General features: G+C 69.2%; 28 protein-coding genes. 15 read left to right on the top strand and 13 right to left on the bottom strand.

Annotation, left to right across the window (positions count from 1 at the left end; all coding sequences use genetic code 11):
* Positions 1-81: 81 nt before the first annotated feature.
* Positions 82-906 (top strand): hypothetical protein, encoded by an 825-nt coding sequence (locus ABN611_RS21155; RefSeq protein WP_350273931.1) that lies wholly within the window; start codon positions 82-84, stop codon positions 904-906.
* The gene (locus tag ABN611_RS21150; RefSeq protein WP_350273930.1) at positions 903-1,217 is read left to right on the top strand and encodes a hypothetical protein; all 315 of its coding nucleotides are present in this window, start codon (positions 903-905) and stop codon (positions 1,215-1,217) included. The genes ABN611_RS21155 and ABN611_RS21150 overlap by 4 nt, the downstream gene beginning before the upstream one ends.
* Here ABN611_RS21150 and ABN611_RS21145 read toward each other — a convergent pair.
* The 7 genes from ABN611_RS21145 to ABN611_RS21115 form a co-directional block, all read right to left on the bottom strand.
* Positions 1,168-2,163, bottom strand: a complete 996-nt coding sequence (locus tag ABN611_RS21145; protein WP_350273929.1) for an ATP-binding cassette domain-containing protein — start codon at positions 2,161-2,163, stop codon at positions 1,168-1,170. The two genes, ABN611_RS21150 and ABN611_RS21145, sit on opposite strands and share 50 nt — an antisense overlap.
* A 3-nt stretch (positions 2,164-2,166) precedes the next feature.
* Positions 2,167-2,982 carry an ABC-2 family transporter protein gene (locus ABN611_RS21140; protein ID WP_350273928.1) on the bottom strand — a complete coding sequence of 272 codons (816 nt, stop codon included), beginning with the start codon at positions 2,980-2,982 and terminating at the stop codon, positions 2,167-2,169.
* Positions 2,975-3,772, bottom strand: coding sequence for an ABC-2 family transporter protein (locus tag ABN611_RS21135; RefSeq protein ID WP_350273927.1), 798 nt, complete (start codon positions 3,770-3,772; stop codon positions 2,975-2,977). The genes ABN611_RS21140 and ABN611_RS21135 overlap by 8 nt, the downstream gene beginning before the upstream one ends.
* A 233-nt stretch (positions 3,773-4,005) precedes the next feature.
* Positions 4,006-4,845: an alpha/beta hydrolase gene (locus ABN611_RS21130; protein WP_350273926.1), complete on the bottom strand. Its 840-nt coding sequence runs from the start codon at positions 4,843-4,845 to the stop codon at positions 4,006-4,008.
* Positions 4,846-4,928: 83 nt separating this feature from the next.
* Positions 4,929-5,819: a PD-(D/E)XK nuclease family protein gene (locus tag ABN611_RS21125; RefSeq protein WP_350273925.1), complete on the bottom strand. Its 891-nt coding sequence runs from the start codon at positions 5,817-5,819 to the stop codon at positions 4,929-4,931.
* Positions 5,820-5,822: 3 nt separating this feature from the next.
* A complete protein-coding gene (locus ABN611_RS21120; RefSeq protein ID WP_350273924.1) occupies positions 5,823-6,440 on the bottom strand; it encodes a MarC family protein in 618 nt (205 codons plus the stop codon).
* On the bottom strand, positions 6,437-7,318 hold the full coding sequence (locus ABN611_RS21115) for a PHP domain-containing protein (RefSeq protein ID WP_350273923.1): 882 nt from the start codon (positions 7,316-7,318) through the stop codon (positions 6,437-6,439). Before ABN611_RS21115 ends, ABN611_RS21120 begins: the two co-directional genes overlap by 4 nt.
* 100 nt (positions 7,319-7,418) lie before the next feature.
* Between ABN611_RS21115 and ABN611_RS21110 the strand changes: the two genes are divergently transcribed.
* Both ABN611_RS21110 and ABN611_RS21105 read left to right on the top strand, forming a co-directional pair.
* On the top strand, positions 7,419-7,817 hold the full coding sequence (locus ABN611_RS21110; RefSeq protein WP_350273922.1) for an NUDIX domain-containing protein: 399 nt from the start codon (positions 7,419-7,421) through the stop codon (positions 7,815-7,817).
* The gene (locus ABN611_RS21105) at positions 7,817-8,569 is read left to right on the top strand and encodes a GNAT family N-acetyltransferase (protein ID WP_350273921.1); all 753 of its coding nucleotides are present in this window, start codon (positions 7,817-7,819) and stop codon (positions 8,567-8,569) included. The genes ABN611_RS21110 and ABN611_RS21105 overlap by 1 nt, the downstream gene beginning before the upstream one ends.
* Here the strand turns inward: ABN611_RS21105 and ABN611_RS21100 are convergent.
* Entirely contained in the window at positions 8,551-8,955 is a 405-nt protein-coding gene (locus ABN611_RS21100; RefSeq protein WP_350273920.1) for a DUF4267 domain-containing protein, read from the bottom strand. The two genes, ABN611_RS21105 and ABN611_RS21100, sit on opposite strands and share 19 nt — an antisense overlap.
* Positions 8,956-9,044: 89 nt before the next feature.
* Here ABN611_RS21100 and ABN611_RS21095 point away from each other — a divergent pair, with 89 nt between their 5' ends.
* On the top strand, positions 9,045-9,602 hold the full coding sequence (locus ABN611_RS21095; RefSeq protein ID WP_350273919.1) for a TetR/AcrR family transcriptional regulator: 558 nt from the start codon (positions 9,045-9,047) through the stop codon (positions 9,600-9,602).
* Here the strand turns inward: ABN611_RS21095 and ABN611_RS21090 are convergent.
* Positions 9,599-10,174 (bottom strand): histidine phosphatase family protein, encoded by a 576-nt coding sequence (locus ABN611_RS21090; protein ID WP_350273918.1) that lies wholly within the window; start codon positions 10,172-10,174, stop codon positions 9,599-9,601. The two genes, ABN611_RS21095 and ABN611_RS21090, sit on opposite strands and share 4 nt — an antisense overlap.
* Positions 10,175-10,290: 116 nt before the next feature.
* Between ABN611_RS21090 and ABN611_RS21085 the strand changes: the two genes are divergently transcribed.
* The 6 genes from ABN611_RS21085 to ABN611_RS21060 are packed head-to-tail and all read left to right on the top strand — an operon-like array spanning position 10,291 to position 17,817.
* The gene (locus tag ABN611_RS21085) at positions 10,291-11,319 is read left to right on the top strand and encodes a LacI family DNA-binding transcriptional regulator (RefSeq protein WP_350273917.1); all 1,029 of its coding nucleotides are present in this window, start codon (positions 10,291-10,293) and stop codon (positions 11,317-11,319) included.
* A gap of 18 nt (positions 11,320-11,337) precedes the next feature.
* Entirely contained in the window at positions 11,338-12,633 is a 1,296-nt protein-coding gene (locus ABN611_RS21080) for a sugar ABC transporter substrate-binding protein (RefSeq protein WP_350273916.1), read from the top strand.
* Positions 12,634-12,639: 6 nt separating this feature from the next.
* On the top strand, positions 12,640-13,620 hold the full coding sequence (locus tag ABN611_RS21075; protein WP_350273915.1) for a sugar ABC transporter permease: 981 nt from the start codon (positions 12,640-12,642) through the stop codon (positions 13,618-13,620).
* Positions 13,620-14,432: a carbohydrate ABC transporter permease gene (locus ABN611_RS21070; RefSeq protein WP_350273914.1), complete on the top strand. Its 813-nt coding sequence runs from the start codon at positions 13,620-13,622 to the stop codon at positions 14,430-14,432. The genes ABN611_RS21075 and ABN611_RS21070 overlap by 1 nt, the downstream gene beginning before the upstream one ends.
* A gap of 10 nt (positions 14,433-14,442) precedes the next feature.
* Positions 14,443-16,017, top strand: coding sequence for a glucoamylase family protein (locus ABN611_RS21065; protein WP_350273913.1), 1,575 nt, complete (start codon positions 14,443-14,445; stop codon positions 16,015-16,017).
* Positions 16,018-17,817, top strand: coding sequence for a xylan 1,4-beta-xylosidase (locus tag ABN611_RS21060; RefSeq protein WP_350273912.1), 1,800 nt, complete (start codon positions 16,018-16,020; stop codon positions 17,815-17,817).
* Here the strand turns inward: ABN611_RS21060 and ABN611_RS21055 are convergent.
* Complete coding sequence (locus ABN611_RS21055) at positions 17,723-18,484, bottom strand: FadR/GntR family transcriptional regulator (RefSeq protein WP_350273911.1); 762 nt, start codon at positions 18,482-18,484, stop codon at positions 17,723-17,725. The two genes, ABN611_RS21060 and ABN611_RS21055, sit on opposite strands and share 95 nt — an antisense overlap.
* A 179-nt stretch (positions 18,485-18,663) precedes the next feature.
* Between ABN611_RS21055 and ABN611_RS21050 the strand changes: the two genes are divergently transcribed.
* Genes ABN611_RS21050 through ABN611_RS21035 form a run of 4 tightly spaced genes read left to right on the top strand, consistent with a single transcriptional unit; the run spans position 18,664 to position 23,019 of the window.
* Entirely contained in the window at positions 18,664-19,935 is a 1,272-nt protein-coding gene (locus ABN611_RS21050; RefSeq protein WP_350273910.1) for a sugar ABC transporter substrate-binding protein, read from the top strand.
* Positions 19,935-20,867: a sugar ABC transporter permease gene (locus ABN611_RS21045; RefSeq protein WP_350273909.1), complete on the top strand. Its 933-nt coding sequence runs from the start codon at positions 19,935-19,937 to the stop codon at positions 20,865-20,867. The genes ABN611_RS21050 and ABN611_RS21045 overlap by 1 nt, the downstream gene beginning before the upstream one ends.
* Positions 20,860-21,705: a carbohydrate ABC transporter permease gene (locus ABN611_RS21040; RefSeq protein WP_350273908.1), complete on the top strand. Its 846-nt coding sequence runs from the start codon at positions 20,860-20,862 to the stop codon at positions 21,703-21,705. Before ABN611_RS21045 ends, ABN611_RS21040 begins: the two co-directional genes overlap by 8 nt.
* 18 nt (positions 21,706-21,723) lie before the next feature.
* Positions 21,724-23,019 carry an alpha-L-fucosidase gene (locus tag ABN611_RS21035; RefSeq protein WP_350273907.1) on the top strand — a complete coding sequence of 432 codons (1,296 nt, stop codon included), beginning with the start codon at positions 21,724-21,726 and terminating at the stop codon, positions 23,017-23,019.
* Between the two features lie 94 nt (positions 23,020-23,113).
* Here the strand turns inward: ABN611_RS21035 and ABN611_RS21030 are convergent, their stop codons facing one another.
* From ABN611_RS21030 to ABN611_RS21020, 3 genes are read right to left on the bottom strand one after another with little or no spacing between them, the layout of a single operon-like run.
* Positions 23,114-23,620, bottom strand: a complete 507-nt coding sequence (locus ABN611_RS21030) for a MaoC family dehydratase (RefSeq protein WP_350273906.1) — start codon at positions 23,618-23,620, stop codon at positions 23,114-23,116.
* 16 nt (positions 23,621-23,636) lie between these two features.
* Complete coding sequence (locus tag ABN611_RS21025) at positions 23,637-24,947, bottom strand: HAMP domain-containing sensor histidine kinase (RefSeq protein WP_350273905.1); 1,311 nt, start codon at positions 24,945-24,947, stop codon at positions 23,637-23,639.
* Positions 24,944-25,600, bottom strand: a complete 657-nt coding sequence (locus ABN611_RS21020; protein ID WP_350273904.1) for a response regulator transcription factor — start codon at positions 25,598-25,600, stop codon at positions 24,944-24,946. Before ABN611_RS21020 ends, ABN611_RS21025 begins: the two co-directional genes overlap by 4 nt.
* Positions 25,601-25,689: the final 89 nt, after the last annotated feature.

Raw genomic sequence — 25,689 nt, 5'->3', positions numbered from 1 at the left:
CCACAGATCCCGAAAACCCACCCCACAGCCCGCTTCGAACTCCCTACGGTCGAAGGACAACCACGACGCCTGAGGAGCCAGATGACCACGGGGCTCGACAACCTGCCAGAGCCGGCGGAGCTACACGCCCGGCTGTCCGAGCGGCGCCCGCTCGACTGGGGAGATCCGATCCCCTCCAAGGCCGAGATCGCCGCCGCGTACGGATCCGGCGCAGCCGTGCAGAGCCTCACACTGCTGGCCCGCGCCGCGCAGGTGGAACGGGCGCTCACCGACGACCTCGTGGCCTCGATCTGGGACGACGCGAGTCCGCACCAGCTCGAAAGCCGATTGAAGTCGCCGCAGTCGCTGGCCCGGAAGATCCGCAAAATGGCCGACACGGAGTTCAACACCCAACCGATCGAGGACGTCGTCCGCTACACGATCGTCATGCCGGACCCGGACGACCTGGTCCCGGGAGCAGTCGGCGCGCACGATTCCCTCGCGGGACGCGGCTGGAAGATCAGCGGCGCCGTTCACTCGTACGCCGACGGCAGCAGATACAAAGGGCTGCACCTGTTTCTGCAGCACCTCGGCGAGCGGGTCGAGGTCCAACTCCACTCGAACGAGTCGATCGCGGTGAAGACCGCGACGACGCCGATGTACGTCGTCGAGCGTGACCCGAGCCAGCCCCGCGGCCGACGCACCGAGGCGCGGAACGCGGCCATCGCGCTGTCGGCGCAGATGCGGCAACCTGCCGGGATCGACGGTTTGGACTCCCTTGGCGGGGTGCCGGTCGAGGTCAGAGTCTACGGTAGAGGAGGCCGTCAACCGGCTGGGCGAGGCCGCGGTACCGGGCCCTCGCCCACCGAGCAGCCACCAGCCAGTCAATCGATCGACAACAACCGGAAGAGTGGGATGGCGAGATGACACGTCTGTTTCTGGTCCAGCAGGGTGGCCGGCGGGTTTGGGTGGCGGCGTTGGTGGATGAGGATGTTTGGACGTATGTGGGGAACACCGGGAAGTTCCACCGTAACGAGGGGGTGCGGGACGACTACTTCGTGAACAACGAGGCCGAGTACACCGTGATCGGGATCGCGGAGGCCAAGCGGCTGATGGCTGAGGGTGTGGGGGTCGTGGATGCGGAGCGGAAGCCGGATTCTGTGCGGGGGTGGCTGGAGGATCGGGAGGCTATGGAGCCTGAGGTCGTGTTTGCTTCGATGGCTGCTGATCTCGCCTAGGGGTGTAGAGCTGGGTGATGACGGATTCGATGGTGGGTTCGGTGACTGTTAGGTCTGCCAGGGGGTAGTTGGCGGCCAGGTGGGCTATCAGGGGGGCTGCGCTGGTTGTGGTGGGGAAGGTCAGGTGTTGGCGGGGGCCTTCTACTTTGACCACTGTGGCGCCGGGGATGTTTATGGGGGGCATCGGGGTGGCTAGGTCTACGACCAACGTGCGGGGGGCGGACTGGCTGGATTTCAGTTGGGGGAGGGTGCCGTCGAAGATCTGGTGGCCGTGGTCGATGACCATGACTCGGGTGCAGAGGGCCTCGATGTCGTCGAGGTCGTGGGTGGTGAGGATGATCGTGGTGCCGCGGTCGGCGGTGATGCGGGCGAGGAACTCGCGGAGGCGGGACTTGCTGATCACGTCCAGGCCGATCGTTGGTTCGTCCAAGTAGACGATCTCGGGGTCATGCAGCAGCGCGGCCGCGATGTCGCCGCGCATCCGCTGGCCCAGGGACAACTGGCGGACGGGGACGTCGAGCAGGTCGCCCAGGTCGAGGAGCTCGACGAACGTCGCCAGGTTCTCCCGGTGACGTGCCGGCGGTACGTCGTACATCTTCTGCAGGACCGCGAACGAGTCCTTCAGCGGCAGATCCCACCACAGCGTCGTGCGCTGACCGAACACGACCCCGATCCGCTTCGCCAGCTTCAAGCGGTGCCGCGACGGGTCCACGCCGGCCACCCGGATCGACCCGGACGACGGGACCAGGATCCCGGTCAGCATCTTGATCGTCGTGGACTTCCCGGCGCCGTTCGGCCCGATGTACCCCATCACCTCCCCCGGCTGCACGGTGAACGACAGCCCGTCCACGGCCCGCACCTCCCGGCGCGTCCGCCGCAGCCCGACCCGCGATGTCACGGTGAACGCCCGCGACACGTCCGACAACTCGATGACCGGCCCAGACACTGTTCAGCTCCCTGTACTGCGATAGCGACGAAGACCGGCCCGCCACGCCAGCGCTGCCAGCGCGACCATCACCGCCGCGACCAGCGGTGACAGGAGCCCGATCCAGGACGGCAGGCCCAGCGGGGCCGGCTTACCCAGCACGAACAGCACCGGGTAGTAGTTGACGAAGGCAATCGGTACGACGAACGTCACGGCCCGCACGATCTCCTTGCCGAACACCGGCAGCGGGAACTGCGCCAGCGCCTGGCCGCCGTACGTGACCGAGTTGGCGAGCTCCGCCGAGTCGACCGACACGAACTGGAAAGCGGCGCCGAGCACGAACAGCGACGCGAAGATCACCGACCCGGTGACCAGCGACACCACCAGCATGATGCCGCGGGCAACCGTCCAGTCGACGTCGACCGAGGTCAGCGCGAACACCAGCACCGCGCCGGCCTGGATCGGCCGCCCGATCCGGCGCAAGGCGAACCCGTCCGCCGCAGTCTGCAGGAACGCCGGTACCGGCCGGATCAGGTACGCGTCGAAGCTCCCGGTCCGGATCCGCTCGCCGACGCGTTCGATCGACCCGGTGAACAGGTCGGCGATGCCCAACGTCATCGAAGCCGTCGCGTACAGCAAGCCCATCTCCCCCAGCGAGAACCCGCCGAACGACCTGATGTGGCTGAAGATCATCAGCACCGACACGAAATCGGTCAGCGTGACGAGCATCGAGCTGACCAGCATCAGCGCGAACGACGCCGGGTACACCAGCGCCGACCGGATCCACAGCACGATCAGCAGCCAGTACTGCGCCGGCGCCCGGAGCACGCGCTCAACCACCCTGGATCACCACCTTCCGCGTGGCCAGCGAGGTCGCGAGCTGACCGGCCAGCAGCAGGACCAGCAGCCAGCCGAGCTGGAACGCCAGCGCGGCGCCGACACCGCCCGGGTTCCGGCCGAGCCAGATGTCGATCGGCACCTGCATGGTCGCGGCCCACGGCGTCATCCGGGCGAACTCGCCGATCCAGCCCGGGAACACCACCAGCGGCAGGATCGTGCCGGAGAAGAACAACGACAGCAGCAGCGCCAGGTGCTCCATCCCGCGCGAGTCCACGATCCAGAACCCGGACAGCGCGACCAGGTACCGGATCGAGAAGCTGATCAGGATCCCGAGCGGGAACCCGGCCGCGACCGCGAGCCAGGTGAGCAGATCGGAAGGAAACTTCAGGTCGAACACGAGCGCCCCGACCAGCAACGGCGCACCGCCGCGGACCAGCAGCTGGAACGACGCCCGCCCGAGGTCGACCGACAGCCACCACAGCAGCAGGTGCGTCGGCCGGTACAGGTCGACCGCGATCTCGCCGGTGCGCACCCGCTCGCCGAGCTCGTTCGTGGTGGTCGCGCCGAAGATCCCGTTCGGCATCAGCAGTCCCTGCTGCAGCCACACGAACGTCAGCGCGTCCGGTACGTCGTACCCGCCGAGCCCCGGGCGCTCGTGCCACAGCGTCAGGTACACGCCGCAGAGGATGAACCCGAAGACCGTGTTGGTGAACACGCCCGACGCGGTGGCGATCCGGTACGTCGAGAACCGCCGGAAGGACCGTACGGCGATCGCCCAGTACACGCCCACTGCAACCTCCTCTCGCAACTCCGGGTGGTGTCCGAGAGCACAGCGGCACGCAGAACTGCCCCGGATCCGGCAGGACCCGGGGGTTCAGACACCACTGTGACGGCATGGGTGAACCACGCCGATTGTCAAAGGCAGGACAGGGACGGTACGCCGGGCGCGGAGCAGCCGTCAACACAAATAACCGGTCCGGGCGCGGTACCCCTCAGACCCACGCCCGGACCGGTGACCGGAAGCTACACCGGGTCGCTCTTCAGCAGCTGCGCGAGGTGCGTCGCGAACGGCCCCGGGTGGCTGGAGTACCCGCCGTGCCCGCCCGGGAACATCACCACCGGCCAGCCGAGCTGCTCGGCGATCTCGTCGACCGGCCGCCCCGGCAGATGCCGGTACGACCCCAGTCCCGCGGCCGGCACCACCCGGTCCGCGACGCGCTGCAACGCGTCCAGGTCCGGCACGTAGCGGGTGAAAGGCAACAGCTTGTGCTCATAGAAGTTCGCCGCGTTCGCCTGCATCCGTTCGGCGAGCTCGCGGTACTCCGGCAGCAGGTCCTCCAGCGGCGGCATCGCGTCGTCGTCCAGGCCGGTGCCCATCATGAACACCACGTCGGCCGCGGTCAGCCCGTCCTCGCGGTACGCGAGCTCCACCTCCTCGAAGAACGCCCGCGCGTCGGCGGCGTCCGGCAGGATCTCGGTGCACGGCGGTTCGTGGGCGACCAGCATCCGCACCCGGTCCGGGGTCCGGGTGATCAGTTCGAGCCCGGTGATCGCGCCGGAGCCGCTGCCGAACACGTACGCCGGTTCGCCGCCGCCGACCGCGTCGATCAGCGCGAGCGCGTCGGCGGCCGACTGCTCGACGGACTCGTCCGCCGGGTCGCCGTCGTACCGGCTGCGGGAGTTGCCGCGCGGGTCATACGTGACGACCGTGTACTCCGCTGCCAGCTGCCCGACGATCCCGGAGTACACGCCGGCATCGGTCCGGCCGCCGGCGATCAGCAGCAGCACCGGCCCCGCGCCGGCGACCTCGTAGTGCAACGTTGCCCCCGGCACCGCCAGCTTGTTCACAGTCTTCGCACCCATCAGGCGAACCCCTTTCGTTCGCCCTCAGCTTCCACCCACCCGCTGGCACGGGACGCACACGGCGCTGGCACGGGCCCGGAGCTTCAGCCTGCCTCGGCGATCGGGGCCTGGTCGCCGTCGTCCAGGCCGGCCCATGGCTCGCGGGGTGGGGCCTCGCGGCGGCCCTGGGGGCAGATCTTGGCGAAGTCGCACCAGCCGCACAGTGGTGACGGCTCCGGCGGGAAGGCCGCGTCGGCCTCGGCCGGGGTCAGGCCCTCGGCCCAGCGTGCCTCGGCGGCGGCCGCGTCGTCGGCCATCGACTCGGCACGTTTCTGGTGCTGCGCGAGCGAGTCCTCGTCGTGGTCGGCCGCGGCGATCGTGTTGGTCGGTAGGTGGTGGAGCTCGACCCGCGTGCACGGGCGGTGCAGCACACGGCGCGCGCCGAGCACGTACAACGCCATCGCCAGCGAGGACCGCGCGTCGACCGGCGTCAGCGGGCGGCGCCCGGTCTTGTAGTCGACGATCGCCAGCTCGGTCCCGCCGCTGCCGTCGCGCGCCGGGCGCTCGTCGATCCGGTCCACGCGGCCGCGCAGCGAGGCCCGCGCCGTCGTGAAGGCGACGGTGCGCTCGACTCCGCGCGGCTCGTAGTACGGGTCGGAATCACGCAGGTAGCCGAGCACCATCTCGGTCGACCGGTCCCGCCAGTCCAGCGACTGCCGCTCGTCGCGGAACCCTTCACTGCGCCAGCTCGAGCGCATCTTGGCGACGACCTCGTCCGGCGTACGGCGGGACGCGGGCCAGCGACCGAAGAAGTCCGCGAGTACCTCGTGCACGACCGCGCCGACCGTGTTGTGCGCCCACGGCGGCCCCTTCGGCGGGCGCGGCGTCTCGAGGTACGTGTACCGGTACTTCCGCTTGCAGTCCGCGAACGTGAGCAGCTTGGTCGGCGTCGCGACGAACAACCGCTTCGGCATCCCGGGGAGCAGATCGTCCACGAGTCAGCCCGCCTTGATGAAGTCGGTGACGGCGTCGGCGACCAGCTGTACGGCGATCGCGCTCAGCAGCAGACCCGCGATCCGGGTGACGAGCAGTACGCCGTTCTCCCCGAGGATCCGCATGATCACGCCGGAGAACCGCAGCGTCAGCCACATCACCAGGTGGATCACGACGATGCCGACCGAGATCGCGACCACGTCCGGCAGCGAACCGTCGGCGCGCTGCACGAACACCATCGTCGCGACGATCGCGCCCGGGCCGGCGAGCAGCGGCGTACCGAGCGGGACGAAGGCGATGTTGACGTTCTTGGTCTGCACCGGGTCCTCGGCGGTGTCGGTCAGCAACTGCAGCGCGATCAGCAGGAGCAGCAGACCGCCGGCCGCCTGCAGCGCGGGCAGGGTGATGCCGAGGTGGTGCAGGATCTGCTGGCCGAAGGCCGCGAACACGACGATCACGCCGAACGCGACCAGCACCGCCTGCCAGGCCGCCTTCTTCCGCACCGCGCGGGACTGGCCGGCGGTGAGCGAGATGAAGACCGGCACGGTGCCCGGCGGGTCCATGATCACGAACAGCGTGACCACGACCTCGCTGAGCAGCCCGAGGTTGATGACGCTGTTCACGGCAGGTACGCCTCGGGGACCCGGACGTCGAAGGCGGCGGCGTTGCGTTTCGCGACCTCGAGCAGCCGGTCGAACTGCTCCGGGTCGGTGGAGTTCACCCCGAGGTCGTGGTCGATCTTGCCGAGCCCGTGGTGGTCGCTGGAACCCGTGCAGATCAGGCCGAGGTTGCGCGCGATCGCCCGCAGCGCCTCCCGGGACTCGGGCGAGTGGTCCTGGTGCTCGACCTCGATCCCGGCGAGCCCGTGGTCCGCGACCAGGTGGGCCAGGGTGTCCTCGGTCATCACCTTGTAGCTCGACCGGCCCCACGGGTGCGCGATCACCGGCACGCCGCCCGCCTGCCGGACCAGGTCGATCGCGCGGCCCGGCTCGAGCGCATAGTGCGGCACATGACCCGCGCGGCCGTCGGCGAGGTACTTGTCGAAGGCCTCGCTGCGGTTCGCGACCGTGCCGTTGGCGACGAGCGCGTCCGCGACGTGCGGGCGGCCGACCGACGGCGTCCCGGTCGCCTGGGCCAGTACCTCCTCGACGGTGAGCGGTACGCCGATGCTGTTCAGCCGTTCGACGATCGTCGGGATCCGGTCGGTGCGGCCCTCGCGCACCACCCGCAGGTCGTCGGCGAGCGGTGCGTACGCCGGGTCGGGCAGGTAGCCGAGCAGGTGGACGCTGATCCCGTTGAGCTTGCAGGAGATCTCCAGCCCCGGCACGAACCCGATCCCGAGCCGCTCGGCCGCCCGCGCCGCCTCGTCCCAGCCGTCGGTGGTGTCGTGGTCGGTGAGCGCGATCACGTCGAGACCGGCCTGCTGCGCGTGCGTCATCAGGACGGCCGGGGTGTCCGTGCCGTCCGAGCGGTTCGAATGGGTGTGCAGGTCGATGCGCACGAGCGGTTCGCGTCCCTTCGCCGGGTCAAGCTGTCACGGCTGATGCTATCCGCGTCCACGGACGGGACTTGGGAGTTGTGCACAGTTATCCTCGGGCTGCATGGAGCGGGTCGACTGTGTGGGTGCCCTGGTGTACGACGAGGCGCACCGGCTGCTCGTGGTACGCCGGGCACACGAACCGGGCCGCGGGCTGTGGTCGATCCCCGGCGGCCGCGTCGAGCCCGGCGAGGACGATCCGGCGGCGGTGGCGCGGGAGGTCGCGGAGGAGACCGGCCTGACGGTCGAGGTCGGGCAGTTGGTCGGCGAGGTCGAGCGGCCGGGTCCGCGCGGGCAGCTCTACGTGATCCGCGACTACGAGGCGACGGCCGTGGGCGGCACGCTGACGCCCGGTGACGACGCGTCCGACGCCCGGTTCGTGACCCGCTCGGAGTTCGTGGCCCTGCCCACGACGACTCTGCTCGTCTCCACCCTTGAACAGTGGAATGCGTTGCCGGGCTGATGGACATCGTCAGAGCGATCGAGGACAACGCCGCCGAGTTGCTGATGGCCATGGGCGCCGCGGGCGGCGGGTCGCAGCGCGCCGACGACCGGGCCACCTGGACGATCGGTGGTTCGCCCATCGATTACCACAACGCCGTCGTACGAGCCGCGGACGCCGGCGTCGCTGCCGAATCCCTGGCAGCGTTGAAGAAACACGGCGTACCCGGCACCTGGCACGCCGGCCCGTCGATGCCGATCGACCGTACCGCGCTGACCGCGGCCGGGTTCGTCGCGGCCGGCTCGGAGCCCGGGATGGCGGTGCGCATCGCCGAGCTCCGGGCGCCCGCCGCCGTACCCGGGCTGACCATCACGCGGGTCGGTGACGACGACGCGCTGGCGGTGTGGGAGGCGACGCTCGGGCAGGGCTTCGGCGAGGGTGAGCGCGAGGCGCGGTGGGTCGCGTCGGTGTACCGCGAGCTCGGGTACGGCGACCCGTGGCAGCACTACCTCGGATGGCTCGACGGGACGCCGGTCGCGACGGCAACCGTGTTCCTCGGCGCGGGCGTGGCAGGGGTGTACTTCGTGATGACGGTGCCGGAGGCACGGCGGCGCGGCATCGGGGCGGCGATCACGTACGGCGCACTGCGGGCGGGCGCGCGCCCCGGCATCGAGTACGCCGTCCTCGGGTCGTCGCCGGCCGGGCGCTCGGTGTACGAGGCGCTCGGGTTCCGCGAGTACTGCACGATCGAGCTCTACGAGTGGGCCGGCTGAAGAACAGCGACCTCACGCTCCCGCAGGAGCAGCAGCGCGTCCACGAGCACGACGGCCGCGGTGAGCCCGTGCACGCCCAGCGCGGTCGCCGCAGGGCCGCCGTGGGTGAAGACCGTGATCATGTCCACAATCGGGACGAGTGCGACGATCGCCAGCACGACGCCGGTCGCGCGGCGCTGCCGGATTGCGAACAGCGCGAGTACGACGAGTCCGAGGACGATGTCGCGGACGCCCTTCACCGCGAAGTACCCGGCGGCGGTGCCGGTCGGCCACGGATCGATCCCGAAGTTCGCCGCGGCGCTCGCCCCGTCGAACAGGTACTGGGTACCGAACGTGAGCGGGAAGACGCCGAGCAGGACGGTCAGGACAGTGGTGAAGCGGCGCATCGCATTCTCCTTGATCTAGCAGCGCTAACTTTCCTAGCGATGCTAAGCCTGTCGTCGCTAGATTGTCTAGCAGTGCTAGGATCCGGAGTATGCCGACGCAGTCACGCCGCGAGCGGGCCCGCGCGGAGCGCCGCGACCTGATCCTGCGCACCGCCCGGGAGCTCGCCGAGTCCGAGGGCTGGGAGGCCGTCACCACCCGCCGGCTGGCCGAGGCCGTCGACTACAGCCAGCCCGTGCTCTACGGCCACTTCAAGAACATGAACGCGATCGCCGACGCGGTCGCCCTGGAAGGCGTCCAGGAGCTGACCGCCGCGATGCGGTCGGCGCGAGAAGCGGGCGGCCTGCGCGCACTGGCGCAGGCGTACCTCGACTATGCCGCCGAGCACCCGGCCGTCTACGAGGCGATCTTCGTGCGCCCCACCGAGTTGGCGTTCGGCACGCCGGAGAGCCCGTCGCCGCTGAAGGACGCCTTCGAGGAGATCGTCGCCGGCGTACAGCCGTTCGCGGGCGACGACCCCGAAACGCTGACCGAGGTCTTCTGGAGCGCCTTGCACGGCCAGGCCACGCTCGACCACTCCGCGCGGCTACGTCCTACCCACCGGAAGACCCGCGCCGACCTGCTGGTCTCGCGGCTGACCGGGAGCTAGCTGTTCCAGCGCAGGATGGCGGGTGAGCCGCGTTCCCAGCCGAGCGTGGAGACGGTGGCCGTGTTGAGGACGAAGTGGCGGCCCTCGGTGACGTCGAGTTCGAGCCAGCGGGCGGTCAGGCCGCGGAGCGCGTGCGAGTGCCCGAAGACCAGCACGTCGCCGGGGACGGCGGCAAGGCGGGCGTTGACGCGGTCGAGCCGCGCCGCGACCTGGGCCGCGGTTTCACCGTTGGGTACCGGGGCGTCCCAGACCGTCCAGCCCGGGACGGTCTCGCGGATCTCCGCGGTGGTGATGCCTTCGTAGTCCCCGTAGTTCCACTCGACGAGGTCCCCCTCGACCTCCGCGTCCGGGAAGCCGGCGAGTTCCGCCGTCCGCCGGGCGCGCTGCCGCGGTGAGGTCAGCACCAGGTCGAAGGACTCCCCCGCCAGCCGGTCCCGCAGACTCGCGGCGACCCGCTCACCCTCCGGTGTCAACGGGAGGTCGGTGACGGACGTGTGCCGGCCCGACCTGCTCCACTCGGTCTCCCCGTGCCGGACCAGGAAGACCCGGTCCTTCCGCTCCTCTGTGGTCACCCTCGCATCCTCGCAGAACCGCGGACCGGCCGGGCCCGACCCCTTGACCGTTCGGACGATCCACGGCAAGGTACAGAAACTGTAAGCGCTTCCACTTTCGCAGGAAGGTGCACACCGTGGCTCCCGGACCCACCGGCCGGCCGGCGACGATCTACGACGTCGCGGCCCGCGCGAAGCTGTCGATCGCGACGGTTTCGCGGGTGCTGCAGGGCACCGGCCCGGTGTCGGCGAAGGCGCGGGAGCGGGTCGACCAGGCGGCGCGGGAGCTGAACTACGTACCGCTGCGGGCCGCGCGGAGTCTCGCCGTACAGCGGCACGAGGCGCACGGGCTGGTGCTGCCGGATCTCGCCGGTCCGTTCTACGGCGACCTGCTGATGGGGTACGAGCGCTGGGCCGGCGAGCACGGGCAGAGCGTCGTGATCACGGTGACGCACGGGAACCCGGATCCGCAGCGCACGGTGATGGACCTGGCCGGGCGGGTCGACGGGATCGTTGTCCACGGCAACGCCCTGGACCTGCCGGCGGTGCAGGGGCTACGCAAGGCCGGCGTACCGGTGGTGCTGATCGCGCATCCGCCGGTCACCGGGTGCGACTCGGTCCGCAGCGAGAGCGCGGCGAGCGCCGAGCAACTCACCACGCGGTTGCTCGAGCACGGCCGCCGCACCCTCGTCTTCGTCGGCGATCCGGCAAGTTCGTACGACGTGTCCGAGCGGTACGCCGGATTCAGCAAGGCGCACGAGCTGCGTGGGCTGCAGGTACCGAAGCCGGTGCGGGTGCCGCTGACGGAGGAAGCCGGCCGGACGGTCGCCGAGAAGGTGCTGCAGGCAACCACCCGACGGCCGGACGGGCTCGTGTGCGCGAACGACGAGCTGGCACTGGCGGCCATGACCGCCTTCGCCGCGCACGGGGTCGGCGTACCGGAGGACATCGTCGTGACCGGGTGGGACGACGTGATGGCGGCGCGGTACGTGTCGCCGGGTTTGACGACCGTGCGGCAGCCGATGGCCGAGTTGGGGCGGGTGGCCGCGGAGCGGCTGCATGAGCGGGTGACCGGGGCCCGTACCCGGGCGCGGAACGACGTACTGGCAACACAACTGGTGCTGCGGGACAGCTGCGGCACCAATCCGGGGGATGCACAGCAGTAGTCGAGTGAGGAGAGATCCATGTTCACCCACAGCATCCGCCGCCGGCTGGTGATCGGCAGCGCTGCCTTGACCGCGAGCGCGCTCGCGTTGGCCGGCTGCGGCCGGTCCGAGGACACGCCCGGTGGCGGGTCCCAGCCGACCACCACCGTCAGTGAAGGACCCGCGACCGGCAACCTGACCGTCTGGGCGATGGGCACCGAGGGCGAGCACCTGCCGAAGCTGATGGAACAGTTCAAGCAGGCCAACCCCGGCGTGAACGTGACCGTCACGCCGATCCCGTGGGACGCGGCGCACAACAAGTTCACCACCGCGATCACCGCGAACACGCTGCCGGACGCGGCGATGGTCGGCACCACCTGGATGGGCGAGTTCGCCGACCTCGGCGCGCTCGACCCGACACCGCAGGGCTTCGACAACTCCGGGTTCTACCCGGGCGCGCTGGACACGACCAAGGTCGGCGGGACGCAGTACGGCGTCCCGTGGTACGTCGAGACGCGGCTCGTGTTCTACCGCAAGGACCTGGCGGCGAAGGCCGGGTTCAGTACGCCGCCGACCGACTGGGACGGGTTGAAGGCGATGGCGAAGGCGATGAAGGAGAAGGCCGGCGCCAAGTACGGGATCAACCTGCAGCCGGGCGGGGACGGGTCCTGGCAGACGGTGATGCCGTTCGCGTGGTCGGCCGGGGCGGAGATCACCGGGGAGGACCAGAAGGAGTTCACCTTCGACACGCCGGAGATGCAGGAGGGGCTGAAGTACTACCAGAGCTTCTTCACCGAAGGACTGGCCGGGACGGCGCTGCCGCCGAACCAGACCGAGGCGCAGTTCGTGAACGGGCAGGTGCCGATGTTCATCTCCGGGCCGTGGATGGCCGGGTCGGTGGCGAAGGCCGGCGGGGACGCGATCAAGCCGAACATCGGGGTGTTCCAGATCCCGAAGAACAAGACGTCGACGTCGTTCGTGGGCGGGTCGGACTTCGTGGTGTTCAAGTCGTCGAAGAACAAGGACAGTGCGTGGAAGCTGGTCAAGTTCCTGTCCGATCCGAAGACGCAGGCGGCGTGGTTCAAGCTGTCGTCGGACCTGCCGGCGGTGAAGAGCGCGTGGGAGGACCCGAGCATCGCCTCCGACCCGCTGCTGCCGGTCTTCGGCAAGCAACTGGAGGACGCGAAGGCGCCGCCGGCGATCGTGAACTGGGAACAGGTCGCGAAGGCGTTCGACACCGAGATCGAGAAGATGGCCAAGTCCGGCCAGTCCCCCGCCGACACCGCCAAAGCCATCCAAACCAAGGCATCCGCCATCGGCACCGGCGGTAGCTGAACCATCATGAGTCAAAAGACGGCACCCGACGAGGCGCTGCGCGCCTCGTCGGGTGGAAGGAAGGGCGGACGGTCGGCCTCGGTGGCAGGTGGCGCCGCGGCCGGCGGCCGACGACGGCTCGACCGCCAGACCGTGGCGGCCTGGGTGCTGGCTTTGCCGTTCGTGGTGTTGTTCTTGGGGTTTACGGCTGGGCCGGTGCTCGGGTCACTCGGGATGAGCTTCACGGATATCCGGCAGCGGGATTTGCGGACGCCGTTTTCGGTGAACGGGGTTGGGGTCGACAACTATGTGAAGGCGTTGTCGGACGAGACGTTTCGGAAGGCTGCGTTCAACACGGCGTACTTCGTGGTGATCGGGGTGCCGTTGACCTTGGTCGTCGCGTTGGCGGCTGCGGTGTTGCTGGATCGGGGGATCAAGCGGTTTCAGGCCTTGTTCAAGGTCGGGTACTACCTGCCGGTGGTGACCTCGATCGTCGCGATCGCGGTGATCTGGCGGTTCGTGCTGTCGCCGGACAACGGCCTGCTGAACACCGTGCTCGGCTGGGTCGGCATCGAGGGGCCGAACTGGCTGGCCTCGAAGACCTGGGCGATGCCGTCGCTGATCGCGATGGCCGTCTGGCGGAACTTCGGCTCCGCGATGATCATCTTCCTCGCCGGCCTCCAAGGCATCCCGGAGTCCGTCGAGGAAGCCGGCCAGATCGACGGCGCCGGCGCCTGGCAGCGGTTCCGGTACCTGATCCTGCCGCTGCTCCGCCCGACGGTCCTGTTCACCAGCGTCACCACCGGCATCGGCTACCTGCAGTTCTTCGAGGAGCCGTTCGTGATGACCCAGGGCGGCCCGCTCGACAGCACGATCTCGGTGTCGATGGCGACGTACGACCAGTTCGGCTTCGGCAACTACGGGCTGGCGACGTCGATGGCGTACATCCTGTTCGTCGTCATCGCGGTGATCACGTTCATCCAGTTCCGGCTGCTGAGGGAGAAGTGATGCGCCGTACCTGGTGGATCTACCTGATCGGAGTCCTCGGACTCGTCGCCGTCGCGGCGCCGTTCCTCTGGATGGTGCTCGGCAGCTTCAAGACCCAGGGCGAACTCCTCCGCGTCCCGCCTACCTGGTGGCCGGAGCAGCCGACGACGGGCAACTACGAAGAGCTGTTCAGCAAGGCGAACTTCCCGCGCTACTTCCTCAACTCGACCCTGGTCGCGCTCGCGGTCACGGCCGGCAACCTGATCTTCTGCTCCATGATCGGCTACGCGCTGGCGAAGCTGCGCTTCAAGGGCCGCAACGCGCTGTTCGTGGTCGTCATGGCCACGCTGATGATCCCCGGCATGGTCACGTTCGTGCCGCTGTTCGTCCTGGTCACCAACGCCGGGCTGGCGAACTCGTACCCGGGCCTGATCCTGCCGTTCCTGGTCTCGCCGTTCGGCGTGTTCCTGATGCGGCAGTTCTTCCTCGGCCTGCCCGACGACCTGATCGACGCCGGGCGCGTCGACGGCACCAGCGAGCTCGGCATCTTCGCCCGGATCATGTTGCCGCTCACCCGGCCCGCGCTGGCCACGCTCGGCATCCTCACCTTCCTCGGATCCTGGAACAACTTCCTCTGGCCGCTGGTGATCGCCCAGACCGAGGACAAGTACACGCTGCCCGTCGCCCTCGCCCTGTACTCGACCGGCCAGAACGCGCAGAACTACGGCCTGCTGATGGCCGGCGCGGTCGTGGTCGTCGTTCCGGTGCTCGTCATGTTCCTGGCGTTCCAGCGCCACGTGACCAAGGGCATCGCCATTACCGGACTGAAATAGGAGACTTCGGATGACCGCCATCATCAGTCGCCGTACCGTCCTCGCCACCACCGGAGCACTCGCACTCGCCGGCTACGGATCCTCCGCGTACGGCGGAACGCCATCGCCGACTCAGCTACTGAAGGACGGCTGGACGCCCAGCCGGGAAGACAAGGCCCTGGTGGGGAGGTGGGCCCGGGACACCTGGCGGAGTCTGGTCGCGATGACCGACGAGCGGACCGGACTGCCGGCCGACAACATCGGCGAGTCCGTCACGAACCCGGTGCGCAGCAAGTACACCTCGCCCACCAACATCGGCGGCTACCTATGGAGCACGGTGGTCGCCAAGCACCTCGGCATCATCTCGCCGCAGGAGTCGCTGCGCCGCATCACGCAGACCCTCACCACGATGCACAGGGTCGACCACCACGAGCCCAGCGGGATGTACTTCAACTGGTACGACGAGGCGACCGGCGAGGTGCTGTACACCGACCCGGACGGCACCAGGCCGATCACGCCGTTCGTGTCGAGCGTCGACAACGCCTGGTTCGCGTGCGCGCTGATGGTGGTCCGCAACGCCGAGCCGCGCGCCCGTGCCCTCGCGGAGTCCCTGCTGTCCAAGATGAACTTCAAGTTCTACTACAACCCCGCGGCCCGCCCGGGCGGCCTGATACGCGGCGGGTTCTTCGAGACCCCGCCGCTGGACGAGGCGACCGACCAGGGCAACCACGCCGGCGTCGGCCCGGACGTGTACTACCGCAAGTTCCACTACGACACCTGCAACACCGAGGCGCGGATCGCCGGGTACGTCGGGTTCGCGCTCGGCCAGGTCCCGGCAACGCAGTACTTCGCGACGTACCGCACCTTCCCCGACACCTGCGACTGGTCGTGGGTGGAGCAGAAGCCGAAGGGCGTGCACCGGACGTACCTGGGCCTGGACGTCTTCGAGGGGACGTACGAGTACCGCGGGATGCGCCTCGTCCCGTCGTGGGGCGGCGACATGTTCGAGTCGCTGATGCCCGACCTGTTCGTCCCCGAGGCGACCTGGGCGCCGCGCAGCTGGGGCATCAACCACCCACTCACGGTCCGCGCGCACATCGAGCACGGCCTGGACGACGCGAAGTACGGTTACTGGGGCTTCTCCCCCGCGTCGAACCCCAAGGGCGGGTACGCCGTCTACGGCGTCGACGCGATCGGGATGGACCCGGGCGGCTACCCGTCGGACCTGGAGGCGACCAACTACGACGCCGGCTTCGAGGGCTGCCGCGAGGGCACCAACCCGAACCCGACGTACGGCGACGGTGTGGTCACCCCGCATGCGGCGTTCCTGGCAATGGCCTACGCGCCGCGGCAGGCGATCGACAACCTGCGCAAGATCGAGAACACGCTGCACGCGTACGGCGGCGGCGGGTTCTACGACTCGGTCGCAGTCAAGTCGGGGCTGATCGCGCGGCGTTACCTGTCGCTGGACCAGGCGATGGTGATGGGTGCCATCGGCAACGTGTTCGGCAACGACGTGATCCGGCGGAGTTTCGCGAGCCCGAGGGTGGAGTCGCGGATCCGGCCGGTGATCGGGATGGAACAGTTCGAATCGGGAGTCGCGTAGATGCCGGAGGACGCCAAGGCCGACTGGGACGAACGCATCGCGCTCCGCAGTGACGAGGAGCGTGCGTTCGCCTTCCCGGACCTCGATCCGCCGAAGGAGGTCACGGCGGTCGGCGGGGTCGGTCACGTGACGATCGACTGGTCACCGGTGGACGGCGCCGTCGGGTACCTGATCCTGCGCGGCGCCGGCGAGCACGGACCGCTCGAGCCGGTCGACCATCACAGCGGCGACGTGCTCTCGGTCCCGTCGCCGCCGTACGTCGACACCACCTGCACCCCGGGTACGCCGTACCGCTACGCCGTGGCGAGTGTGCCCGAGGTGACGACGCACGGGCGGCCGAGCCACACCGTCGGCGCCGTACCGCTCGTCGCCGGCAGCGTGCCGCCGGCGGTCGGGGTGACCGTCGACGTGGTTGCCGAGGGCACCGAGCTGCCGCGGCCGTGGGTCCCGATGATCGGCAGCGAACGGCTCAGCCAACTGCTGTGCAAGGACGAGACCGGCGGACACGAGATCGGTGTCGAGCTGGAGCAGGCGCTGCGCCGGATGCACGACGAGCTCGGTGTCCGAACCGTTCGCGCGCACGCGATCTTCCACGACGACACGCACGTGATCGACGGCGACGGCTACGACTTCGGCGTCGTGGACGCGATCTACGACAAGCTCCTGGCGATCGGGCTGCGGCCGGTCGTCGAGCTGGGGTTCATGCCGCGCGAGCTGGCGAGCGACCCGACGAAGACGGTCTTCGAGTACGGCGCGATCATCTCACCGCCGGCGTCGTACCAGGCCTGGTACGACCTGGTCCGCGCACTCGTCGAGCACCTGGTTGAGCGCTACGGGCTGGACGAGGTGCTGACCTGGGACTTCGAGGTCTGGAACGAGGCGAACCTCGAGGTCTTCTGGTCCGGCACCAAGGCCGAGTGGCTCCAGCTGTACGACGTGTCCGCTGCCGCCGTGAAGTCGGTCGACGAACGGCTCGCGGTCGGCGGCCCGTCGTCGGCCGCGGCCGGCTGGGTCGACGACCTGCTGGCCCACGCCAAGCAGCACGGTACGCCGGTGGACTTCGTGTCCACGCACACGTACGGCAGTCCGCCGCTCGACGTCCGGGCGTCGCTGAAGCGGCACGGGTACGGCGACGCGCGGATCCTGTGGACCGAATGGGGTGTGACGCCGCGGCACTTCAACCCGATCAACGACTCGGTGTTCGCGGGCGTGTTCCTGCTCCGCGGGATGCGGTCCGCGGCCGGACGGATCGACGCGCTGTCGTACTGGGTCGCGTCCGACCACTTCGAGGAGCTCGGGCGGCCGCCACGGTTCCTGCACGGCGGCTTCGGCCTGCAGACCGTCGGCGGCCTGGCGAAGCCGCGGTACCACGCGATGACCTTGCTGAGCCGCCTCGGCTCGGTCGAACTGCCGGTCACGTACGACGGTGACGGCGGCGGCAGCCTGATCGAGGCGTGGGCGTCCCGCGACCGCGACCTGATCGCGGTCCTGCTGTGGAACCTCACCCTGGATCAGTCGAAGGCCGACGGAGCACCGGAACTGACTCGCCACGTCCAGCTCCACCTGGCCGGCGTCGACCCGTCCTGGCAAGCTACCGCCACCACCCTGGCCATCGGCGTCGGCGACCTCGCGACAACCGCCGACGGCCTGCCCGACTGGCCCACAGCTGACCAGCTGGCCGAGTTGGCGGACCGGACGAAGCTGGTCAGTACTCCACTGGAGTCACGCGACGGAGCGGTCGAGCTGACGCTGCCGATGCCTTCCGCTGTCCTCGTGGAGCTGGGTCCTCGTCGAGGTTGACCGCCTCCTGGATCCACCGTTCCACGCCGGCGATGTGGACGGTCGCCCACGCTCTGGCCACCTCGGGTTCCCGGCCCTCGATCGCGGTCAGGATCGCCCGGTGCTCGGCGAGGGTGCGGGCGACCGCGTCGTTCTGGGTCAAGCCGCGCCAGATCCGGGCCCGGTAGGTCGGCTGCCGCAGGCTGTCGATGATCGAGGCCAGCGCCCGGTTGCCGCTGCCGATCGCGATCACCTTGTGGAACTCGCCGTCGCTGGCGAGCAGTTCCTCGACCGAGGGCTCCGGGCCGAGGTCGTCGAGCAGCTTGTGCAGGGCCGCGATGTCCTCGTCGGGCATCCGTAGCGCCGCCCGCGCGGCGGCCGCCGGCTCGAGGATCCGCCGTACCTCGAAGAACTCCAGGACCGAGGCGTCCTGGTGCAGGTCGAGGACGAACCCCATCGTCTCCATCAGCAGCGCCGGGTCCAGGCTGGTGACGTAGGTGCCGTCGCCCTGCCGGACCTCGAGGACCCGGATCAGCGCCAGTGCCTTGACCGCCTCGCGTAGCGAGTTCCGGGACAGGCCGAGCCGCGCGGCCAGGTCGGCCTCGCGCGGCAGCCGGTCGCCGGGCCGCAGCTCACCGGTCACGATCATCTGCTTGATCCGGTCGATCGCCGCATCGGTGACCGCCATGCGGCCCTCCCTTCACCCGGCAAACCTCCGATGTATCTGGACCATACATCGGAGGTCTAGGGCTTGCGCTAGAGCCTGGCGACGAACTTTATCTCCTGAAATAAGAGCCTGAGCTGTTGACTCGCGCCGACCTCTCGGCATATTGATCGGATGACTCAGAGCTTTCCTTGGAGGTCAGGATGAGAGCAACACCAGCGCGGGCACGCCGCTGGCTCACCGCGGCCGGTGCGGTGCTGGCCCTGACCGCGGTGGCTGCCTGCGGCGGCAACAGCGGCGGGGGCGAGAGCGGGTCCGGTTCGGCCGACAAGGCCGACCTGACCTGGCAGTTCTGGATCGGCGGGACCGAGGACCAGGCGGCCTGGCAGAAGGTCGCCGACCAGGCGCACACCGACCACCCCGGGATCACCGTCAAGCTGCAGGGCACCGACTGGAACAACTACTGGTCGAAGATCGGCACCCTGCTCGCCAGCGGCAAGGCGCCGTGCATCATCGGCATGCAGTCGCTGCGGCTGACGTCGTACGCGAACGCGATGCTGCCGCTCGACGACCTGATGCAGAAGTACGGGCTGAAGACCGAGGAGTTCGACAAGCCGATCATGGACGGCCTGAAGTCCGACGGGAAGCAGATCGCGATCCCGTACGACTCCGGCCCGATGGTGATCTTCTACAACAAGGACCTGTTCAAGGCCGCCGGCGTACCGGACCCGAAGCCGGGCTGGACGATGGACGAGTTCAAGGCCGCCGCCAAGAAGCTCACGAGCGCGGGGAAGACCGGCCTGGTGACGACGCCCTCCGACCTCGGCACGGCGTCCTGGGTGCGCACCATGACCGGCGCCGAACCCCTCGCCGAGGGCAAGCTGAACCTCACCGACTCCAAGTTCGTCGACGGGTTCACGAACTGGGCGAACTTCGTCCGCACCGACAAGATCGCGCCGCAGGTGCCGTCCGGCAACACCGACTTCGAGACCACGCAGTTCGTCTCCGGCAAGTCCGCGATGCAACTGAACGGCCCGTGGTCGCTGATCGACACCCTCGGCAAGGTCAAGTTCAACCTCGGCATCGCGCCGATCCCGGCCGGTCCGGACGGCTCCAAGACCTACACCGCGGGCTCCGGCTTCGGCATCTCCCGGTCCTGCAAGACCCCGGACGCCGCGTTCCAGGCGATCATGTCGATGACCAGCGAGAAGCCGCAGACCACGCTGGCCGCGGCCGGCCGTGCGTACCCGGCGCGGACGTCGGCGCACCCGGCCTGGTTCACCGCCGCGAAGATCCCGGAGGCCAAGGAGGTCATCGACTACGCGTCGGAGAACTCGGTGCCGCTGGTCACCTCGAAGAACTGGGTCCAGGTCAACGACCTGCTCACCCGGTTCGGCACCCAGGCGCTGAACGGTGAGCTCCCGCCGGACCAGGCCCTGAAGACCATCCAGGACCAGGCGGGCGCCGGATCCTGATGGTTACCGTCAACGACACCGTGGCCCCGGCCGGCACTGCCCGGCCGGGGCGGCGGCCCGCCCTGCGGCGTGACGGGCGCTACGCGTCGGTGTTCCTGGCGCCGAGCCTCGGCGGGCTGGCGTTGTTCACGCTGTTCCCGACCGCGATGGCGCTGGCGATCAGCCTGTTCGACTGGCCGGTGTTCGGCGAGCGCAAGTTCCTCGGGATCGAGAACTACACGCAATTGCTGGGCGACCCGGTGTTCCGCCGGGTGGTGCTGAACACGACGCTGTTCGTGGTGCTGTACGTGCCGCTGAACGTGATCGTCTCGCTCGCGCTGGCGACCTGGCTCGGGCCGAAGATCCGCGGCCGGCAGGCGTTCCGGGTGCTGTTCTTCATCCCGGTGATGACGCCGATGGTCGCGAACGTGATGGTCTGGCGGCTGCTGTTCCAGCCCGGCGGGCTGCTCGACAGCGGCCTGCAGAGCTGGTTCGGGGTCGACGCCCCGAACTTCCTCGGCTCCTCGGACTGGGCGATGCCGGCGATCGTGGCGATGTCGATCTGGCAGGGGTTCGGGTACAACTTCCTGGTCTTCTCCGCCGCCCTCGACCAGGTGCCGCAGTCGCAGCTGGAGTCGGCGCAGATCGACGGCGCCGGGCCGTTCCAGCGGTTCCGGTACGTGACCTGGCCGATGATCACGCCGTCGCTGTTCTTCGCCACCACGATGACGCTGATCACCTCGTTCCAGGTGTTCGCGCAGCCGTTCATCCTCACCCAGGGCGGTCCGGGCGTGTCCACGCAGACGATCGTGATGTACGTCTACAACCAGGGCTGGCAGTTCCTCAGCATGGGACTCGCGTCGGCGGCCGGGTGGGTGCTGTTCGTGATCATCATGGGCATCACCGCGATCCAGTTCGTCGGCCAGCGGAAGTGGGTGAACTACGATGTCTGAGCCGTCTGTCGCCGCACGCCGGGTCCGGAGCGGCGTCTCGCACGCGCTGCTGATCCTGGTCGCACTTCTCTTCCTCGGCCCGCTCGTGTACGCCGTGTCCACCTCGCTGAAGCCCGCGGACGAGGTGTTCACGCCGACTCCGGAACTGTTCGGCTCCGAGATCCGCTGGCAGAACTACGCCGACGCGTTCACGTTCGCGCCGTTCGGGCGGTACTTCCTGAACAGCCTGTTCGTCGCGGTCGTCGGCACGCTCGTGGTGGTCATCGCGTCGAGCATGTCGGCGTACGCCTTCGCGCGGCTGCAGTTCAGGGGCCGGGAGCACCTGTTCGTACTGTTCCTCGGGACGCTGATGGTGCCGCAGGAGGTGCTGATCGTCCCGATGTACTGGCTGATGCAGTCGCTCGGCTGGGTGGACAGCTACTGGGCGCTGATCCTGCCGTGGGCGTTCACCGCGTTCGGCACCTTCCTGCTGCGGCAGTTCTTCCTGACCGTCCCGGCCGAGCTCGAGGAGGCGGCCCGGGTGGACGGGTGCGGTCCGTTCGGGTCGTTCCTGCGGATCATGCTGCCGTTGGCGCGGCCGGCGATCGCCGTCCTGACGGTCTTCACGTTCATCAGCTTCTGGGGCAGTTTCCTGTGGCCGTTGATCATCGTGAACAGCGTCGAGGCCAAGGGCACCGTCCCGCTCGGCCTGGCGCAGTTCATCGGCCAGCAGGGCACCCAGTGGAACCTGATGATGGCGGCCTCGGTGCTGGCGATGATCCCGACCGTGCTGCTCGTCGTCCTGTTGCAGAAACACCTCGTCCGCGGCCTGCTCGTCACCGGTCTGGGCGGCCGTTAACTTCCTAAGGAGAATGAGATGACTGACACGCCTCCCGCGGCTTCCGTCGAGAAGTTCCGCGACTGGCGGTTCGGCCTGTTCGTCCACTGGGGCCTGTACTCGCTGCCGGCCCGCCACGAGTGGGTGAAGAACCGCGAACGGCTGACCGACGAGGACTACCAGCCGTACTTCGACCACTTCGAGCCCGACCTGTACGACCCGCGCGCGTGGGCCCGGGCGGCGCGCGAGGCCGGCATGCGGTACGCCGTACTCACGACCAAGCACCACGAGGGCTTCTGCCTCTGGGACTCGGAGGTGTCCGACTACACGGTCGCGAAGACGGCGTGGGGCAAGGACCTGGTCGGGCCGTTCGTCGAGGCCTGCCGGGCCGAGGGGCTCGGGGTCGGGTTCTACCACTCGCTGATCGACTGGCACCACCCGGAGTTCCCGATCGACGTCGTACACCCGCAGCGCGACGACGAGGAGGCCAAGGCGAAGGCCGCCGGGCGGGACATCGCGGTGTACGCCGACTACCTGCACGCCCAGACCCGTGAGCTGCTGACGAACTACGGGCCGATCGACATCATGTGGTTCGACTTCTCGTACCCGAACCACAACTACCCCGACGGGTCACCGGGGCACGGCAAGGGCCGCGACGACTGGCGGTCCGAGGAGCTGATGGCGATGGTCCGGGAGCTGCAGCCGGACATCCTGATCAACGACCGGCTGGACATCCCGGGCGACTTCGTGACGCCGGAGCAGTACCAGCCGGACTCGCCGATGCAGCGTGACGGCGTACCGGTGCTGTGGGAGGCGTGCCAGACGCTGAACGGCAGCTGGGGGTACGACCGGGACAACCTGGACTGGAAGTCGCCCGAGCTGCTGGTGAAGATGCTCGTCGACTCGGTGTCCAAGGACGGCAACCTGCTGCTCAACGTCGGCCCGACCGGGCGCGGCGAGTTCGACCCGCGGGCGCTGGCGACGCTGGCGTCGATCGGCGAGTGGATGCGGCTGCACGAGCGGTCGATCCGGGGCGCGCGGCCGGCCGAGTACACGGCTCCCGCCGACTGCCGGTTCACCCAGAAGGGCGACCGGCTCTACCTGCACCTGTTCTCCTGGCCGATGGGCCATATCCACCTGCACGGCCTGGCCGGCAAGGTCAAGTACGCCCAACTCCTGAACGACGCCTCCGAGATCAAGCGCATCGTCAACGACCCCCACCAGCAAGCCCAGAACACCACCATGGGCGGGGTCTCGTCGGAGACGCTCACCCTCAAACTCCCCATCCAGAAGCCGAACGTGCTGGTCCCGGTCATCGAGCTCTTCCTCAGCTGAGCCTGCCCACCCAGCTGGAGGGTTGCCCCCTCGGATTTTCGCTGGGCAACCCTCCAGTTCAGGGGGTGACCGCTGACCTGGAGGGTTCGCGGGGTCAGGTGTCCGAGGGAACCGGGCGGGCGGGTTGTTCGCCGCCGCGGGCTTCGAGGTAGTTGTTCTTGGGGACCATCACCTTGCGGCGGAAGAGGCAGACGACCGTGCCGTCTTGCTTGTAGCCCTTGGTTTCCACGTAGACGACGCCGCGGTCGTCCTTGGACTTGGATTCCCACTTGTCGAGCACGACCGTCTCGCCGTAGATCGTGTCGCCGTGGAAGGTGGGGGCCACGTGGCGCAGGGACTCGATCTCCAGGTTGGCGATCGCCTTGCCGCTGACGTCCGGGACCGACATGCCGAGCAGGATCGAGTAGATGTAGTTGCCGACCACAACGTTCTTGCCGAACTGGGTGGTTTCCTCCGCGTAGTGCGCGTCCAGGTGCAGCGGATGGTGGTTCATCGTGAGCAGGCAGAACAGGTGGTCGTCGTACTCCGTCACCGTCTTGCCCGGCCAGTGCTTGTAGATCGCACCGACCTCGAACTCCTCGTAACTGCGCCCGAACTGCATCTCGGCTCCTCTCCGGCTACCCTCCCCCGCTCATGCTGCCCGAACCCGACGGTAACTCGGCAGTAGCCGCCCGCGTGGGGTATCTCACCGCCCCGCCCGGCGTGGGCAAGGTCACGCGGACGGCGAGCCCGCCACCGGCCCGCGCCGTGGCCGCCACCGTCCCACCGTGCGCCTCCACCACGGACCGCACGATCGACAGCCCCAGCCCGGATCCCCGCACCGAGGCCGTCCGCCCACCACCCCGCCGGAACGGCTCGAACAACTGCTCGACATCGTGCGGCGCGACCACCGGCCCGCTGTTGCTCACCTCGACCTGCCCGTACGCCGGATCGCGCGCACGCCCGGTCGACACCGAGACCCAGCCACCCGGCCGGTTGTACCGGATCGCGTTGTCGACCAGATTCGTCAGCACCCGCTCCAGCAACACTGAATCCCCCAGTACGACGGCCGGCTCGCAACGCTCGCGCACCACGACCTCGGCCCGCCGCGCCTCCTCCCCCAGCATCGCGACGACATGCCGCCCGGTGGCGGCCAGATCGACCGGCCGCGGGTCCGGTACCGCCCGCTCGCTCCGCGCGAGCAGCAGCAACCCGTCGATCAGCCGCTCACTCCGCTCGTTGACCGCGAGCAGACTGGTAGCCACCTGCCGCAGGTCCGCGGACGCCGCGGGGTCCGCCACCGCCACCTCGAGGAGCGTCCGGTTGACCGCGAGCGGCGTACGCAGCTCGTGACTCGCGTTGGCCACGAACCGGCTCTGCGACGCGAACGCCCGATCCAGCCGCTCGAGCATCTCGTCGAACGTGTCCGCCAGCACCTTCAGCTCGTCCGCCGGACCGTCCAGCGCGATCCGCTCGTGCAGGCTGCGATCGCCGTACAGCGTCCGGTCGGCAACCCGCCGGGCCGTACCGGTGATCGCCTGCAGCGGCCGCAGCGCCCGGCCCGCGACCAGCCAGCCGGCACCCAGAGCGGTCGTCGCGACGAGGGCGAGCGCGATGCCGGACTGCTGCAACAACGACCGCAGCGTGTCCGCCCGCTGCTGCTCCACCGCTTCTCTGGCGATCCGCTCGGCCTCGGCGCGCAACTCCACCGCTGTGAGCAGCCGCCCGTCCTTGGTCTCGAAGGCGATCGACCCGTCGGCGGCGCGGACCGGCGTACGGCCGAGCTGGCTGAGCGCGCCCGCCAGGCTCTGCGCCTGCGTCCCCGGATCCGGCAGGCTGCGGCTGACGAAGAGGTAGGACAGCACCACCAGCAGTACGCCGGCCAGCGCGAACAGCCCGGCGTACAGGATGCTCAGCCGGCCTCGCAGCGTCGGCGTGAACCTGCTCATGCGAGCTGGTACCCGACGCCGGTCACCGTCCGCACCAGCGGCGGCTCGCCCAGCTTGCGGCGCAGCGTCATCACCGTCACCCGGACGACGTTCGTGAACGGGTCGGCGTTCTCGTCCCACGCCTTCTCCAGCAACTGCTCCGACGACACCACCGCCCCGTCGGCCCGCAGCAACTCCTCCAGTACGGCGAACTCCTTCCGCGTCAGCGGCACGGCGGCCCCGTCCCGCGTCACCTCACGCCGCAACGGATCGAGCCGTACGCCGGACCGCACCAGCACCGGCGGCACCGCCGGACGGCTGCGCCTGGCCAAGGCCCGCACCCGGGCCACCAGCTCCGCGAACACGAACGGCTTCGCCAGATAGTCGTCCGCGCCCAGCGACAGCCCGTCGATCCGATCGGTGACGTCACCGGCCGCGGTCAGCATCAGCACCCGCCCGGGCTCCTCGCCCGCGACGATCTGCCGGCAGACCTCGTCGCCGTGCACCTCAGGGAGGTCCCGGTCCAGGACGACCACGTCGTACGCGTTGACCGCCAGCCGCTCGAGCGCCGCGTCCCCGTCGTACACCACGTCGACGGCCATCGCCTCGCGCCGCAGTCCCGCTCCGATCGCGTCGGCCAGCAGCTGCTCGTCCTCGACCACCAGCACCCTCATCCTCCAGAGCATCGCGGCCGATGCATAAAGCCGGCATAAGAATTGCTGAGGATCGGCCGTGAATTCGTTCTTGACGCCCGCCTTATGCG

It is taken from the genome of Kribbella sp. HUAS MG21, from assembly GCF_040254265.1.
In the GTDB taxonomy this organism is placed as follows: Bacteria; Actinomycetota; Actinomycetes; order Propionibacteriales; family Kribbellaceae; genus Kribbella.
This window is presented reverse-complemented; position numbering and strand designations above follow the sequence as displayed.